Origin of the sequence: Enterobacter ludwigii (assembly GCA_023023105.1) — a bacterium.
In the GTDB taxonomy this organism is placed as follows: Bacteria; Pseudomonadota; Gammaproteobacteria; order Enterobacterales; family Enterobacteriaceae; genus Enterobacter; species Enterobacter adelaidei.
In genome coordinates, this window is record CP083824.1 from 2060726 (window position 1) to 2076241 (window position 15516).

Annotated in this window: 15 protein-coding genes; 7 read left to right on the forward strand and 8 right to left on the reverse strand. The window is 53.9% G+C overall.

All coding sequences use genetic code 11. The features are described from left to right. Window positions 1–97: 97 nt before the first annotated feature. Window positions 98–982, forward strand: coding sequence for a LysR family transcriptional regulator (locus LCD46_09965; GenBank protein ID UOY72607.1), 885 nt, complete (start codon window positions 98–100; stop codon window positions 980–982). Here the strand turns inward: LCD46_09965 and LCD46_09970 are convergent. Then, window positions 954–2408: a PLP-dependent aminotransferase family protein gene (locus LCD46_09970; GenBank protein ID UOY72608.1), complete on the reverse strand. Its 1455-nt coding sequence runs from the start codon at window positions 2406–2408 to the stop codon at window positions 954–956. The two genes, LCD46_09965 and LCD46_09970, sit on opposite strands and share 29 nt — an antisense overlap. A gap of 96 nt (window positions 2409–2504) precedes the next feature. Here LCD46_09970 and LCD46_09975 point away from each other — a divergent pair, with 96 nt between their 5' ends. Further along, entirely contained in the window at window positions 2505–3272 is a 768-nt protein-coding gene (locus LCD46_09975) for an arylamine N-acetyltransferase (protein UOY72609.1), read from the forward strand. Window positions 3273–3342: 70 nt separating this feature from the next. Here the strand turns inward: LCD46_09975 and yajD are convergent, their stop codons facing one another. After that, window positions 3343–3690 (reverse strand): HNH nuclease YajD, encoded by a 348-nt coding sequence (gene yajD / locus LCD46_09980; GenBank protein UOY72610.1) that lies wholly within the window; start codon window positions 3688–3690, stop codon window positions 3343–3345. Between the two features lie 178 nt (window positions 3691–3868). Here yajD and LCD46_09985 point away from each other — a divergent pair, with 178 nt between their 5' ends. Continuing rightward, window positions 3869–4894, forward strand: a complete 1026-nt coding sequence (locus LCD46_09985) for an LLM class flavin-dependent oxidoreductase (GenBank protein UOY72611.1) — start codon at window positions 3869–3871, stop codon at window positions 4892–4894. Window positions 4895–4922: 28 nt separating this feature from the next. After that, the gene (locus tag LCD46_09990; protein UOY72612.1) at window positions 4923–5870 is read left to right on the forward strand and encodes a zinc-dependent alcohol dehydrogenase family protein; all 948 of its coding nucleotides are present in this window, start codon (window positions 4923–4925) and stop codon (window positions 5868–5870) included. 3 nt (window positions 5871–5873) lie between these two features. Here LCD46_09990 and LCD46_09995 read toward each other — a convergent pair whose 3' ends face one another. Beyond that, complete coding sequence (locus LCD46_09995; GenBank protein UOY72613.1) at window positions 5874–6908, reverse strand: AI-2E family transporter; 1035 nt, start codon at window positions 6906–6908, stop codon at window positions 5874–5876. A 421-nt stretch (window positions 6909–7329) separates the two neighbouring features. Here LCD46_09995 and mdtJ point away from each other — a divergent pair, with 421 nt between their 5' ends. From mdtJ to LCD46_10010, 3 genes are all read left to right on the forward strand, one after another. Further along, window positions 7330–7692 (forward strand): multidrug/spermidine efflux SMR transporter subunit MdtJ, encoded by a 363-nt coding sequence (mdtJ, locus tag LCD46_10000; GenBank protein ID UOY72614.1) that lies wholly within the window; start codon window positions 7330–7332, stop codon window positions 7690–7692. After that, window positions 7679–8008: a multidrug/spermidine efflux SMR transporter subunit MdtI gene (gene mdtI / locus LCD46_10005; protein UOY72615.1), complete on the forward strand. Its 330-nt coding sequence runs from the start codon at window positions 7679–7681 to the stop codon at window positions 8006–8008. Before mdtJ ends, mdtI begins: the two co-directional genes overlap by 14 nt. 84 nt (window positions 8009–8092) lie before the next feature. After that, window positions 8093–10255, forward strand: coding sequence for a bifunctional diguanylate cyclase/phosphodiesterase (locus LCD46_10010; GenBank protein UOY72616.1), 2163 nt, complete (start codon window positions 8093–8095; stop codon window positions 10253–10255). 1 nt (window position 10256) lies between these two features. Here the strand turns inward: LCD46_10010 and LCD46_10015 are convergent, their stop codons facing one another. The 5 genes from LCD46_10015 to LCD46_10035 all read right to left on the reverse strand — a co-directional run bounded on the left by LCD46_10015 (window position 10257) and on the right by LCD46_10035 (window position 15513). After that, entirely contained in the window at window positions 10257–11078 is an 822-nt protein-coding gene (locus LCD46_10015; GenBank protein ID UOY72617.1) for a serine protease, read from the reverse strand. Window positions 11079–11356: 278 nt separating this feature from the next. After that, entirely contained in the window at window positions 11357–11827 is a 471-nt protein-coding gene (gene asr, locus LCD46_10020; GenBank protein UOY72931.1) for an acid resistance repetitive basic protein Asr, read from the reverse strand. Between the two features lie 175 nt (window positions 11828–12002). Beyond that, a complete protein-coding gene (locus LCD46_10025; GenBank protein ID UOY72618.1) occupies window positions 12003–12527 on the reverse strand; it encodes a thioredoxin fold domain-containing protein in 525 nt (174 codons plus the stop codon). A gap of 173 nt (window positions 12528–12700) precedes the next feature. Then, window positions 12701–14185 carry a carboxypeptidase M32 gene (locus tag LCD46_10030; protein ID UOY72619.1) on the reverse strand — a complete coding sequence of 495 codons (1485 nt, stop codon included), beginning with the start codon at window positions 14183–14185 and terminating at the stop codon, window positions 12701–12703. A 74-nt stretch (window positions 14186–14259) separates the two neighbouring features. Continuing rightward, window positions 14260–15513, reverse strand: a complete 1254-nt coding sequence (locus LCD46_10035) for an MFS transporter (protein UOY72620.1) — start codon at window positions 15511–15513, stop codon at window positions 14260–14262. Window positions 15514–15516 lie beyond the last annotated feature (3 nt).

Sequence of the window (15516 nt, forward strand, 5' to 3'; positions counted from 1 at the left end):
GGGCTCAATATTGTTAGGAAAAATAGCCAAAAAGATTCATCACTGTTATAAAATTCATAACAATAACTTTATCCTGCTTGCGGCAAAAACATCCTTTATGCAAATAAACCTCTTTGAATCTATTAGGATTTTTATTGAAATTATCGAGTCAGGGAGTCTTACCCAGGCGGCGGAGAATCTGCAAATCCATCGTCCGGCAGTCACCAAAGCATTACAGCTTCTGGAGCAACACAGCGGCACACGTTTACTGCAACGAACAACGCGTCGTATCAGCCTGACACCTGATGGGGAAGCGTTTTACCGTCAGAGTAAACCTCTGCTGGTGCAGGCTGATGAATTACTGGAGTCGTTTGGCAGTGGCCGGGCAATACACGGTCAGTTACGTGTGGATATGCCCATCTCTTTTGCGGCGTTGCGGGTGATACCTAATCTGCCTGATTTTTATCGCCAGCATCCTGAAATCGATATTATCCTGAGCAGTTCTGACCGTCGTCGGGATATGCTACGAGAGGGCCTGGACTGTGTGCTACGGGTGGGAGAACTCGACGATGGTGACTATATCGCGCGTAAAATCGGGAATATCAAGATTACGACTTGCGCCAGCCCGGCCTGGCTTGCGAAAAACGGCACGCCTGCAACGCTGGATGATTTACGCGAACATCAGGCGATCAACTGGGTTAACAACAACAGCAGACAAATTTATCCGTGGACTTTTACAACGCCAGAAGGGACTGCTGAGATTAAACTTCCCGGAAAACTTGTGGTGGATAACTCCGAAGCCTACATTGCGGCAGGTCTGGCCGGACTGGGATTAATGCAGGGGATGAATCTCTTTCTGCAGCCTTACATTGACCGCGGTCTTCTGGTTGAAGTCTTGCCAGACTACCGATCTCCGGACCGAAAATTGTCACTTCTCTATCCACACCGTCACCTCTCCCGAAAAGTGCGGGTATTTACCGAGTGGCTGGAGAGTCTGGTGTGAAAACAGCCAGTTCGTGACACAGCGCGCCAATCTGTTCCACGGCATTCAGCAGGAGGAGCGTTGGTTCGTTTGCGCAGTTTAGCCGCAGAAAGTGCGTTAATTCTGCGCCAGGGGAAAACAGCGGGCCAGGGCTGACGCCGATGCCCAACGCCAGCGCACGTCGATGCACCTCCAGCGCGTTGATCTGCTGAGGAAGTTCTACCCACAACAGGAAACCGGCAGTGGGCACGTTAACACGTGTACCCGGTGGGAAACTCGTCTCGACCCGCGCAACGACGGCGTCTATTCCCTCTGCGATCCGGTGCTTTAACCGCCGCAGATGACGATCGTAGTCGCCACTTGCGAGGATCTCGCTCGTTGCGGCTTCCAGCATTGGCGCACCTGCCCACTCTCCGGCCATACGCGTCTGCAATACCTGCGCGTGGTAGCGCCCGGCGGCAATCCAGCCGATCCGCCAGCCTGGCGCAAGCGTTTTAGAGAGCGAACTGCAGTAAATCACGTTTCCGCTCTGGTCGAACGCTTTGCAGGCCGGAGGGCGTTGCCCTTCGCCAACGAGGTCACCATAGACATCGTCCTCAATTAAAGGGATCTCTGCCTGCTCAAGCAGAGCAACAAGCTCTTGCTTGCGTGCAACGGGCATACTGGCACCCAAAGGGTTTTGCACGGTGGGTGAGGCCAAAACGGCAGCGGGGCGGTGGTAGCGAATGGCGTCAGCCAGCGGTTCCAGTAACAGGCCTTCAACGGGATCGGTCGGGATCGCTAAGGCTCTTAGGCCTAAATCTTCCAGCAGCAGGAGTGTACCAAAGTAGGCAGGCTGCTCAATCGCTACGACATCACCTGGCTGGCACACTGCCTGAAGGGCAAGGCGCAGCGCCTGCGTTGCACCCGCGGTGATGATGAGATCATCCGCGCCGAAACGAGCCCCCCATTGCGCAGAACGCGCGGCAATCTTACTTCGTAAATCACGCCTTCCCGGAGGCAGGCTATAGCTTTGTCCGTGTGCGTCCAGACGGCGGACGGCAGAGTGCAACGCCCGTTGCAGCATATCGCCGGGTAGCCATGCGGGGTCAGGCAGGGCTGCGCCCAACGGTATCAGACGGGCTTCTGCACTGCTGAACAGCGAGCGGGCCACGGCGGACATTGCCACAGGGACCGGACCAGGTACGGAGTGCGAAGGTTCCGCACGCGGAGTGATGCTGGTCTGGCAGATGAAGTAGCCCGAACGCGGACGCGCCACAATCAGCCCCTCTGCTTCAAGGCAACGAAGGGCTTCCAGCGCCGTCGGAAGGCTAACGTGTTCGCGTTCGGCCAGTTTACGCGCGGAGATCATCCGGTCGCCTACACGCAACGCACCTGAAGTCAGTGTTAGACGGAGCATCTCAGCTATTCGGCGGTAATGTGGGGACGACGGAGATGGGGCAGACATGGGCATCTGTTCAGGCTGATTTTCGATAAAACTGACTATACAGCCAATGATGCGCGCCATCTATAGTGTCCGACATGTTCAGGACAAGGAGGCATTATGCAGAGCAATAATTTCAACATCTCTACTTATTTCAAACGCATAAACTACACCGGACCGGTGGCTGCCGATACGGCCACGTTACATGCGCTTATGCGTCATCAGCTCTTTTCAGTTCCCTTTGAAAATCTGGACGTGCAGGCGGGCAAAATTGTCTCGCTGGCACCAGACGATATTGCCGATAAGGTGTTAACGCAGGGGCGCGGCGGTTACTGCTATGAGGTGAACGGTCTTTTTGCCATGGCGCTGGAGGCGGTAGGTATTCCTTACCGTTTCGTGGCGGCACGCCCGATGTTCTACCCTGCGCGACGACCGAAAACCCACATGGCGCTCATCGCTGAGGTAGATAGTCGACAGTGGCTTTGCGATCTCGGGTTCGGCAGCTACGGCATCCGTGCACCGATGGCGCTGGACACGCTTGATGTCGATATCACCCAGGATTTCGACACGTTTCGGCTTAGCCGTAGCGCAGAGGGCGAATATCTGCTTCAGGCAAAAGTGGAGGGGGAATGGGCCCGTCAATACGGCTTTGATCTCACGCCTCAGGAATGGATTGATTTCGTTCCGGCCAACTACCTTAACTCCACGCATCCGGATGCCATCTTTGTCCAGAAGCTGGTGGTGGTGCAGCATCGCCCGGAAGGACGTGAGATTTTACTGGGCGATGTGCTGAAGACGATCACTGCGGATGGGGTTGAAATACAGCAACTGGCGGAGGAAGAAATCTCCAGTATGCTGAAAGACCGTTTTGCGTTGACGACGGCGTAAAACAGAAGGGGCGGCCTGCTGTCACACTGCCCCGAGAATCGCCCATACGGCTGGTATGGGCGGTGCGATATTATTTCTTCTTATTCATCATCGCTTTTAAATCGGCAAACGGGTTAAACGTGGCAACGCCCACGTCTTTTTGCGCGTCTTCCCCTGCAACCACGGTGGTACCGTACTGATCCGCTTCGGTGTATTTCGAGTGTTCATGGTCATGGCAGAACAGGCACAACAGTTCCCAGTTGCTGCCATCTTCCGGGTTGTTGGTATGGTCGTGATCGATATGGTGAACCGTGAGTTCACGCAGATTGGAATAAACAAACTCTCGCGAGCAGCGACCACACACCCATGGATAGATTTTTAATGCTTTTTCGCGATAGCCGCTTTCCAGCCGCGCGTAGTTTTTAGGGATCAAAGCCATTGCCGGTTTTACCTGCCATGAAAAGAGTGGGGGATATTATATCCCATTATGGAGCGTAATGACGAACCCCTCAATTCAGTCAATTTATTTGAATCATTCCGTTAAATAAACGGCATTTATTCTCACCGGGTAATGCGTAAAGTAGGTGAGATGCAAAGTCCCATCAGGATAAATCGTTATGAAAAAGATCGGGTTTCTGTCGTTTGGTCACTGGACACCTTCACCGCAGTCCGGTACGCGTTCAGCAGCGGATACATTGCTTCAGTCCATTGATTTGGCCGTGGCGGCCGAAGAGTTGGGTGCAGACGGCGCGTATTTCCGTGTGCACCACTTTGCCCGGCAGTTGAGCTCCCCGTTCCCCCTGCTGGCCGCAATAGGCGCCAAAACGAAAACCATTGAAATCGGTACTGGCGTCATTGATATGCGCTATGAAAACCCGATGTACATGGCAGAGGATGCTGGAGCCGCGGATCTGATCTCAGGTGGGCGTTTGCAGCTTGGCATCAGCCGGGGTTCCCCGGAGCAGGTTATTGATGGCTGGCGTCATTTTGGCTATGTCCCGCAGGAAGGGGAAAACGAATCTGATATGGCACGCCGCCATACCGAGGTACTGCTTGAGGTATTGCGTGGAGAAGGTTTTGCAAAACCGAATCCACAACCTATGTTCCCGAACCCGCCGGGGTTGCTGCGCCTTGAACCTTATTCCGCCGGTTTGCGCGAGCGTATCTGGTGGGGCGCCGGTTCGAATGCGACGGCAGTGTGGGCGGCAAAACTGGGAATGAACCTGCAAAGTTCTACCTTAAAAGACGATGAAACCGGTGAGCCGTTCCATATTCAGCAGGCAAAACAGATCCGCGCTTACCGTCAGGCGTGGGCGGAAGCGGGGCATACGCGTCAGCCACGAGTCTCGGTTAGCCGCAGTATTTTTGCGCTGATGGACGATCGCGATCGGATGTACTTCGGCTCCAGCCGGAGCGACAGCGATAGCGTCGGTTATCTTGATGAGAAAACGCGTGCGATCTTCGGACGTAGCTATGCCGCAGAGCCTAACAAGCTGATTGAACAGTTGAAAAAGGACGACGCGATTGCCGAAGCCGATACGTTATTATTGACCGTGCCGAATCAACTTGGTGTGGATTACAATGCGCACGTGATTGAGTCCATTCTCAAACATGTCGCACCGGCAATGGGCTGGCGCGAGTAGCCATTCTGTAATTAGCCGTGAGATCGTAATGGAAAACCTGGCCCTCTGGTATCGACGTTTTGGCGAGCCAGATTCTGTTCTGCAGCCGGAAACAGCGCCATTGGGCGAGCTTGCTCCAGGTCATATTCGTGTGCAAATGCTGTTTTCCCCGGTGAACGCGTCCGATCTTATCCCCATTACCGGGGCCTATCGCCACCGGACGCCGCTACCGGCGGTGGCAGGGTATGAAGGCGTCGGGATTGTGACCCAGGCACCAGCCCCCTTCACGGGGCTGGTGGGCAAGCGCGTCTTACCCTTACGGGGGCAGGGAACCTGGCAGCGCTATGTTGATTGCCCGGCTGAGTATACGATCCCGGTTCCGGACAATATCGACTCACGCCTGGCCGCACGGGCCTATATCAATCCGCTGGCGGCGCAGATGATGCTCGCTCACTATCCACCACAGGGAAAGCGGGTGTTGCTCACGGCTGCCGGTTCTGACTGTGCCATTCTGCTCGGGCAGTGGGCGCGTCAGAGGGGAGCACAAGCGGTATACGGTATTCACCGTTCACCTGTACATGCTGAAAGGCTGGATGCGATGGGGATCATTCCCGTCGCGCAACAGGATACGAAGAGAATCGGCGCTATCGCTGCGTGTGCCGATGTTGTTTACGATGCGACCGGAGGAGCGCTTGCGGAAGCTATTCTCAACGTGATGCCCGAGCAGGGCATGTTTGTTTGCTACGGACTGCTCTCCGGGCAAACCTTCCGTCAGCAGCGCCCCATGCCGCGCGTGGCATGGTTTCATATTCGCAACTATCTCGATGCCCTCAGCGTGGAGGCGTGGCATGCCGAGTTCGAACGCATCTGGCCTCAGTTGCGTGGTAGCCAGTACAGCCATGCCACGGTGTACCCTCTGACGGAATGGCAGAGGGCGCTAAGTGCGTACCGTGAAGGTGGCAGGATCGGCAAGCCGATCCTGTCGATGATAGCGTGACCGTTATTGATGGCTCATATCGCTCAGCAGCACCGCGATACTTTGCCCGCCAGCCGTCTGTTCCAGGCCAATCTTCACAATGATGGTCAGCGGAACGGAAAGCAGCATCCCAACGGGGCCGAGCAGCCAGCCCCAGAAAATAAGGGACAAAAAGACCACCAGTGTGGACAACCCCAGTCCACGCCCCATCATCCGTGGCTCAAGAATGTTGCCGAACACCAGATTAATCACCAGATATCCAGCCAGCAGAATCAACGCGTCATAGAACCCGCTGAAAACCAGCATCTGAAGAATAGGCGGGATTGCTGCCAGCACGGAGCCGATGTTAGGGATGTAGTTCAGCGCAAACGCCAGCAGTCCCCAGACAAATGCAAAGCGGACATCCAGCGCCATGAGCATTCCCCAGACCACCCCTCCTGTGACCAGACTAATGGCCGTTTTTAACACCAGATAGCGGGAAACGCTGTCCAGCGCGCGCTGAATTGCCCCCATACCTTCAACCGGACGAACCATGATCTGCTGCAGCTTTGTGGGAAGCTGCGGCACCTCCAGCAACATGAACACCACCGTTAAGAACAGCAGGAAAATAGAGGTCATGGCATTGGAGAGTTGCGCCAGCAGACTGGTGACAAGCGTCATGGCCGCGTTGGGATCGATATATTTCAGGAGCTCCTCAACCGAGACTTCTATGCCTGCACGCTGCAGCCAGGGTTCAATTTGCAGGAGCGGTATCGCCAGTGACGAACGGTATTTCGGCAATGTTCGCGCCAGTTCATTGAGCGACGTCCCCAGATAAGCGACGAGCAGAACCATCGCAATAATAATGATGCTGATAAGCAGGGTGATCGCCAGCACGCGCGGGATGCGTAACCGTGTCATGCGCTGTACCAGCGGGTTAAGGATCACCGCAATAAACAGCGCCAGAATAAAGGGGACAATGATGTCGGCGGCAAAACGAACGCCTGTCAGAATGATCACCAGCATGCCCAGCATGATGACAATTTTTAACCCGTTCAGGGTAATGATGGGTTTAGCCATGGTGACTCCGGAATAATCTTTTTATTTATAATAAATGCGAAACCCGCTGTAATAAAGTAACCAAAATCAAACGGGGTGGGTAAAGAATTGCAAAGACTTTGAGTAAAATCCTGACTTATGGTACAAATCTGGCGTGTTTAACTACCGAGGACAATTTTGATCCGCAAAGACGAGAAGCAACACCGCGGATAATTGTAATTTTATGGACAATTTGTTCAGGACGTACTTTTCAAACAATACTGCTGTATTTTCCTCTTCCTTCTGCCTGCTTTCTGGTGAGCAACACTGGCGCACCGCACTATAGTCACATCTTCTGCCTGAGCTGGCGCTACGCGCTTAGCTGTCCGATTTAATTTCATATTTTTTGGTTTGCTGTTCGCGGCGGGCCACGATGGATTATATTCTCAAGCAGGAGAAAAACATGTTTTACTGGATTTTATTAGCTCTGGCTATTATCGCTGAAATTACCGGCACGTTGTCGATGAAATGGGCAAGTGTCAGCGATGGCAACACCGGTTTTATTTTAATGCTGGTGATGATTTCACTTTCCTATATTTTCCTCTCATTTGCAGTAAAAAAAATTGCGCTGGGTGTGGCCTATGCCCTATGGGAGGGGATCGGTATTTTGCTGATTACACTGTTCAGCGTCATGATATTTGACGAAACGCTCTCCACGATGAAGGTTGCCGGGTTAACGACCCTGGTTGCGGGTATTGTGCTGATTAAATCGGGTACTCGTAAGCCGACAAAACAGCAGAAGGAGCAGAACCATGCAACAGTTTGAATGGGTTCATGCGGCCTGGCTGGGTTTTGCCATCGTGCTGGAAATTCTGGCTAACGTCCTGCTGAAATTCTCGGATGGTTTTCGCCGTAAAGTGTACGGACTGATGTCGATTGCGGCGGTTCTGGGGGCGTTCAGTGCCCTGTCCCAGGCGGTAAAAGGAATCGACCTTTCTGTTGCCTATGCGCTGTGGGGAGGGTTTGGTATCGCCGCCACGCTGGCAGCAGGTTGGGTGCTCTTCGGTCAGCGTTTAAATAACAAAGGCTGGGTAGGATTGATATTACTGCTTGCTGGTATGATCATGATAAAACTCGCCTGATATACTGACAGCCATTATTTACAGGCAGCGAAATTCGCTGCCTGTAGTACTCTTAGAAAAGCATAACATTGAAGAGGATGGCTGATGTATCGCACATTGAGCTGGCGCAATATTCCTACTGCGAGAACATTGTTTGCCATGGTCTTCATCGCGGGGATCGGCTTAATCATTTCCATTGTGGCACTGCTCTATCTATCCCTGCACCTTATCAGCACGAAAACCAATGAAATTGACGAACACCGTTCGGCACTTTCCGTGCAGGGTGCCATTCAGACATCCGTCAACCGAGTCTCCTCTCTGGTCCTGGATAACGCTGTCTGGGACGATGCGGTACACGAGACGTACCGTCCAACTCTGGATCCCAACTGGCTGTATAACACCTGGGGCGCTGGCTTTAAAATTAACAACCTTTATGACGGCACTTTCGTGCTTGATGAACACTTCAATGTCATCTGGGGATCGTTTCAAAGCCAACCGTTCAAAGAGACGAACCTTGATTTTTTTGGTAAAGGCTTCAAAGGGCTTATTAACCAGTACGGACAAGCACTGCCCGGTGATAAAAATATCTATGCGGGCATCACCCGAACGCGTAACGGCATTGCATTTATTGGGATAGGGCTGATTCGCCCGATGGTTGGAGATTTACAGGTTACCGATGGAACACGCCGCTATCTGGTGATTACGCGTCATCTGAACGCGAAAATATTATCCGATCTGGGGACGACCTTTCAGATTGATAACCTCAATTTTACCCCTGAAAAAATCAATAATCTGAGTATGCCCCTGCGCAGTTCAGCAGGAGAGTTACTGGGATACCTGAACTGGCAGGCTCGTCTTCCGGGAGCGCAAGCCGCCCGGGCTGCATCGTCTGATATTACGCAGATTGTGGTGCTGGCGTCGGCGCTGATCCTGCTCTTCATTCTGGTGAGCGGTGTGGGGCTGTACAAACTTGCGCGTGGAGAAAATCAGGCGCGTATGGTCGCGAGAACGGACTGGTTAAGCCATCTGCCGAACCGACGTGCGCTGATCGAAGATCTGGATCGCGTGAGTTTACGCGGTGATATTGACGTCAAAAGCGTGGTGTTTATCGATCTGGATGGCTTTAAGGATGTCAATGACATCTACGGCCATAGCGTGGGTGACGATCTCATTGTAGTGATAGCGAAAACGCTGAATGAACGCGTCCCACCGGGAGGGATGCTGGCACGCATGGGCGGCGATGAATTTGCTATGACCATCGGTGGTGATGGCGCGGAAGCGCAGGCCACTGCGTTTGCCCGTTCGGTGCTGGATTTTCTCAACATCCCGATTCGGCTAGGGGAGCGCACAATCCATATCGGCGCCAGTATAGGTATTGCCAGCGGCACCCTGATCGAATGCACCAGTACTGAGTTGTTTCGCCGTGCGGATATTGCCATGTATCACGCCAAAATGAGTGGAAAAGGGCGCATCACCCACTACGACGCGGCGCTGAACAGTACCCGTGAACGTAAGCTGGCGATTGAGAATCAGATCAGAAGCGGCCTGGAGCGCGATGAGTTTGAGGTCTGGTACCAGCCAATTATTGACGCTCACAGCCAGAAAATGGGCAGTGTCGAAGCGCTGGTTCGCTGGCCGCGTCGACCGGGCGGGCCACTTGACCCGGACACCTTTATCACCATTGCAGAGACCAGTGGTTTGATTTACAAACTGGGCCAGTTTGTCTTGCAGCGGGCCTGTCAGGATCTGGAGCCATTCAGTGAGTTAAAACTCTCCGTGAATATCTCTCCTGCACAATTTCGCGATCCTGAATTTGAAGACAAAGTGGCCAGTGTGCTGGAGACCACGCGTTTCCCGGCCAACAGATTGCAGCTTGAGGTAACAGAGACCTATGTGCTGGAAAACCCGGAGCGAGCCCGCATGGCAATAGCCAATCTTAAAGCGCTTGGAACCGCGGTGGCGCTGGATGATTTTGGCACGGGCTATTCCAGTATTGGATATTTACGGCGTTTTAACTTCGACACCATTAAGATTGATAAATCACTGGCCGGGCTGGTGGGCAACGATGAACAGGCGGCAGCGCTGGTCAGCGGCACAGTGCGGATCGCCAATGCGCTGGGCATGGCGGTGGTGGCGGAAGGGGTGGAAACCGAAAAACAGATGAAACTGCTACGGCTGGCTGGCTGCGATCAACTGCAGGGTTTTTGGTTCAGCCAGCCGATGCCAATTGAGTCAATCAGAGAATTACATCAGATCAGGCAGTGCTGATTTACTGTTGCGCCAGCGCTTCCAGCTTGTCGCGAAAACCGGTAACAGACAACGCCCGGTTATCTGCGCGCCAGCGATCTTTCGCCGCAGGCGCGGAACTCTGGACGCCAATCAATTGCCAGCCATTATCCGTTTTCAGCATTAACGGTGAACCGCTGTCGCCTGGCAGCGTATCGCACTGATGCGAAAGCACGCTGGTTTGTGCCCAGCCCGTCACAACACAGTCGGTGTGAGTGTAAAGCGCATCCAGATGATCGACAGGGTAGCCTGACTGCGTCACCTTGCGGTCGGCAGCTTTCAGGGCGGCGGTGAGTGCGGCTTTATCTCCGTCAAATAACGGCAGCGGCGTAATACCTGAAGGCGGGTAGCGCAAAATGATCAGGCCAAAATCCCATGAGGCGGCTGCCGGTGGCACTATCCAGCCATCACCATCGGGTTTCAGGCGTTTGCCGAGAGAAGGGTCAACCCGGCCTTCAATACCGTGGATTTCATAGCGCCAGATTCCTTTTTGCGACACAAACCGCAAGGCAACCGCTTTGTCTGGCTTACCGTTTGGCGGTGTCAACAGACAGTGGCCGGCCGTCAGGGCAAGCTGCGGGGTGATCAACGTCGCGGTACACAAGTTACCGCTGGCGGTTTCCAGTTGCCCTATTGCATCCCAGGGCGCCTGGGTAGGATCGGTGACGCGAGTCCGGTCATCATGACCGAAAAAAAGCGTTTTTAGATCTTTCGCGCTAATGGTGTCATCACCGCCATCATCCGCATGTGAAAATCCAGAAAAAAGACCAAACGTTCCCAGTAACAACACAACAGATTTACGCATATCACACTCTGGTGGGGGTAATTATGATTATTAAAAGTGAACCCTATGAAAATACTATAGACGGGACAGCGCTAAAGTGGGAGTAAAATCAGCGTGCTACAATCAGGAAAGATAAAAATGGCTTGCGATGAGCGCGCATAAAATAAGCAGGATCAGGATCAGCTCAAACCGATAGCGTCGCAGCATACGCCCTCCGGATAAAAAAACGGCGCGGAACCTGTTCCGGTTCAGCGCCGGTTTACCAACGTGCCCCGAAGGGCACGATTAAGCTTGTACTCTTACGCAGCTGGCTGTGCAGCTGGTTTAGCAGCTTCGTGTTTTACTGCTTTTTTGTGGTGCTTTTTAGCGGCCTGAGCTTTCTGCTCTACAGCTGGTTTGGTCGCTTTTTTGTGGTGGTGCTTTTTAGCAGCCTGCGCTTTCTGCTCTACAGCTGGTTTGGTCGCTTTTTTGTGGTGGTGCTTTTTAGCGGCCTGCGCTTTCTGCTCTACAGCCGGTTTAGCGGCTTTTTTGTGGTGCTTTTTGGCAGCCTGAGCTTTTTGCTCGGTTGGTGCTGCGGTTGCTGGTGCAGCGGCTTCTTTTTTCATTGCTGCTTTATGATGTTTCTTATGGTGAACTGCTTTTGCTGGAGCAGCGGTAGTGGTTGCAGCTGGAGCGGCAGCCGGTGCAGCGGTTGCAGTAGTTTCAGCAGCAAACGCAGCAGAAGACAGACCCATAGCAGCGGCAACAACCAGAGCTAATACTTTATTCATTCTCATACCCTCGAATTTGGTTTTTCATTTAACCCCACTGCGGGGCCGTTGAAATAACTATATCCCTGTAAATTCGAGGTTTCCGTGAGTGATTGGTATCGCTGTGTAACCATATGTACAAAGGGTGGAAACGGTGAACGGACAGGGCCTGCGCCGCTGTCCGTTCAGGCCTGCGTTATTTTTTGAGTGCAGCCAGAATCGCAGCCGGAGGCTGGCTGCCAATGATGGTGCGTGACTCAGGCTCAATTACTACCATAACTGGCGTAATGCTCACGCCCAACCGTTCAGCCAGCGCGGATTGCCGCACGATCAAATCGGAGCACGCTGCGGTGGTGTCATTATCAGGTAAAAATCCCGCCATCGCTTTTTGCAGGCTTTTGACCTTATCGGTTGAACACCAGACGCGCCCCATATCTTCAATGACCGAGTCGCGAATGGCGTTGGGCGCAACGGTCAGAAACGACATCGTCAACCCGGCATCCGTATACTGCTTAACGTTTTTCACCACATTGCTGCAGTAAATGCACTGATTATCAATAAACACCAGCAGCTTATATCGCTCCGCGGGAGCCTGAAACGTGATGGGCTGGAGATCTGTCAGTGAATGGGTAATATCATTGAATGCGTCTTGTGGTGTGTTATCCGTGGCCGCGAAGGTACTTAAGCTCGTCGCACACACAATGGCCAACATCGTTTTCATTATGCCTTTCATCATTCATCCCTTTATTTTGTTAATCCCTGTCTGATAGCGGTTTAATTATTTGACAAGGAAGCGCAGTAATACACCAGGTGTGATCGGAACGGTATGCGCTAAATCATAGTCTTAAACAAATTCGGCGAGGGGGTAGCCGGAGCATGCTCCGGCTGAAAGAATTACAGATAACGTGAGGTCAGGTGTTCCCGGAAGTAGCTGATATTCAGATCTTCACCCGTTGCCTGGGTAATTAACTGCGACGTGGTAAAGCGGCTACCGTGCTGCCAGATGTTCTGGCGCAGCCAGTCAAACAGCGCGGAAAAATCGCCTTCAGCGATGGAGGACTGCAGACCCGGAAGCGCCGTTTTGGCCGCATGGAACAGCTGCGCGGCATACATGGCCCCCAGCGTATAGGACGGGAAGTAGCCAAAACCGCCGTCGGTCCAGTGGATATCCTGCATGCAGCCGTTGCGGTAGTTGTCTTTCGTGGATAATCCGAGCCAGGCCTGCATTTTCTCGTCCCACAGGGCGGGAATATCGTCCACCTCGATCTCGCCGTTGATCAGCGCACGCTCAATCTCATAGCGCAGCACCACATGTGCCGGGTAACTCACTTCGTCCGCATCGACGCGAATATAGCCCGGCTTCACGCGCTGGTTCCAGGCAATAAAGTTCTCTTCGCTGAACGCCGCCTGGCTGCCAAAGCGGGCGTGCACCGCAGGGAGGAGATGTTTGAGGAAGGCCTCACTGCGGCCGAGTTGCATCTCAAAGAACAGGCTCTGGGATTCATGGATGGCGGTGGAGCGTGCCAGAGCGATAGGCTGTCCTGCCCACGCTCGCGGCAGGTTTTGTTCGTAGCGGGCGTGCCCGGTTTCATGAATCACACCAAACAGCGCGCTCAGCAGTTCATCCTCATCATAACGCGTGGTAATTCGCACATCTTCCGGTACGCCACCGCAGAACGGGTGCGCACTGACGTCCAGGCGTCCGCCGTTAAAATCGAAGTCCAGCATCTGCATAGCTTCCAGCCCCAGCTCACGCTGTGTTGCTGTCGGGAAGGGGCCTTGCGGTGGAACAAACGAACGCTGAGCCTGTTTTTCCACCACGTTTGCCAGCAGGTCCGGCAGCCAGGATTTCATATCGCCGAACAGGACGTCCAGACGCGCGCTGGTCATGTCGGGCTCAAAAATATCCAGCAGCGCGTCGTACGGCGTACAGCCTTTGGCTTCGGCCCGCAGGCGAGCCTCTTCGCGACTGAGTTTGACCACCTCTTTCAGGTTGGCAGAAAAGCCCTGCCAGTCGTTGGCGGGGCGCTGCGTGCGCCAGGCGTGTTCACACTTGCTGCCCGCCAGGGATTTGGCTTCCACCAGCGATTCTGGCAGCAGCGAGGCCTGCTGATATTGACGCGTCATTTCGCGCAGGTTGGCTTGTTCGATATCATTCAGATTTTCATCTGCCGCCGCCGCTAACAGGTCGCCGACTTTTTTATCGGTCAGGATCTGGTGTTGCAGGACGCTTATCTCCGCCAGCGCCTCGCCACGGGCAGCGCTGCCGCCTGGCGGCATCATGGTGAACATATCCCAACTGGCGATAGAGGAGAGGTGGGAGAATCGGGAGAGACGCTGGAAGGTGCGGGTGAGTTGTTGGTAGTTGTTGTTTTTCATGAAGTCCTCGTGTCTGAATCAGCCGATGACAAAAATTAGCATCGGCTTGATTTAAACACGAAGGCGGTGGATTGTTAATGCAGACGTTTATGCAAACTGGCGCCAACCAGCAGCGCCGCGCACAGCATCAGCGCGATAAACCCGCCCACGCCGTTCCAGCCGTAGTTATGCCAGAACACGCCGCCGAGCGTCCCGGCAATACTGGAACCGAGATAGTAGCTGAACAGATAAAGCGACGACGCCTGACCTTTGGCCCGACGGGCGCGTGGGCCAATCCAACTGCTGGCAACCGAGTGGGCGGCGAAGAATCCCGCGGAGAAGAGCAGCATTCCAGCAAAAATCAGCCACAGGGAGGAGAAGAGCGTCAACAGCAGGCCGAGTAACATCACGCCTGTGAATACCAGCATCACCGGTCCCCGCCCGAAGCGTGCCGTCATCGCTCCGGCTTTTGGGGAGCTCCATGTTCCGGTCAGATAAGCGACAGAAAGCAAACCGACAACGGCCTGGCTCAGATGCCACGGTGAGAGCATCAGGCGGTAGCCAATATAGTTAAACAGCGTGACGAAGGAGCCCATCAGAAGGAAGCCGACCAGAAACAGGCGCGGCAGCCCTTTATCACGCCAGTGCAGACGGAAGTTGATAAACAGCGTTTTCGGGCGCAACGAGGTGGAGCGGAAATGGCGCGATTCCGGCAGAATTTTCCAGAACATCAGTGCAGAGGCAAGGGCGAAGCAGCCAATGACAGCCAGCGCAATGCGCCAGTTAAAGAGGTCCGTAAATACCCCACTCAGCAGGCGTCCACTCATCCCGCCGATGGAGTTCCCGCTGATGTACAACCCCATTGAGAAGGCAACAAAACTCGGGTGGATCTCTTCGCTGAGGTAGGTCATCCCTACAGCGGCAACCCCACTGAGCGATAAACCAATCAGCGCGCGCATCACCAGAATACCGTGCCAGCTGGTCATCATGGTCGAGAGTAACGTACAGACCGAGGCCAGCATCAGCGCGGTAACCATCACCGGTTTGCGACCGATGGCATCGGAAAGTGGGCCGGTAAAGAGCAGGCCAATTGCCAGCATCCCGGTGGAAATTGAGAGCGAAATGCTGCTGCTGGCAGGCGATACGCCAAACTCGTGAGAGAGAACGGGCAGGATCGGCTGAACGCAATAGAGCAATGCAAACGTTGCCAGACCCGCTGAGAAGAGCGCCAGCGTGACGCGCATAAATTGAGGTGTACCGCGTTTAATGAACTGAACCGGCTGAGATGCTACGGGTAAATCATTGATATCTCTGGCCGGATCGATATCAATGGCAGTTGTACGACTCACACA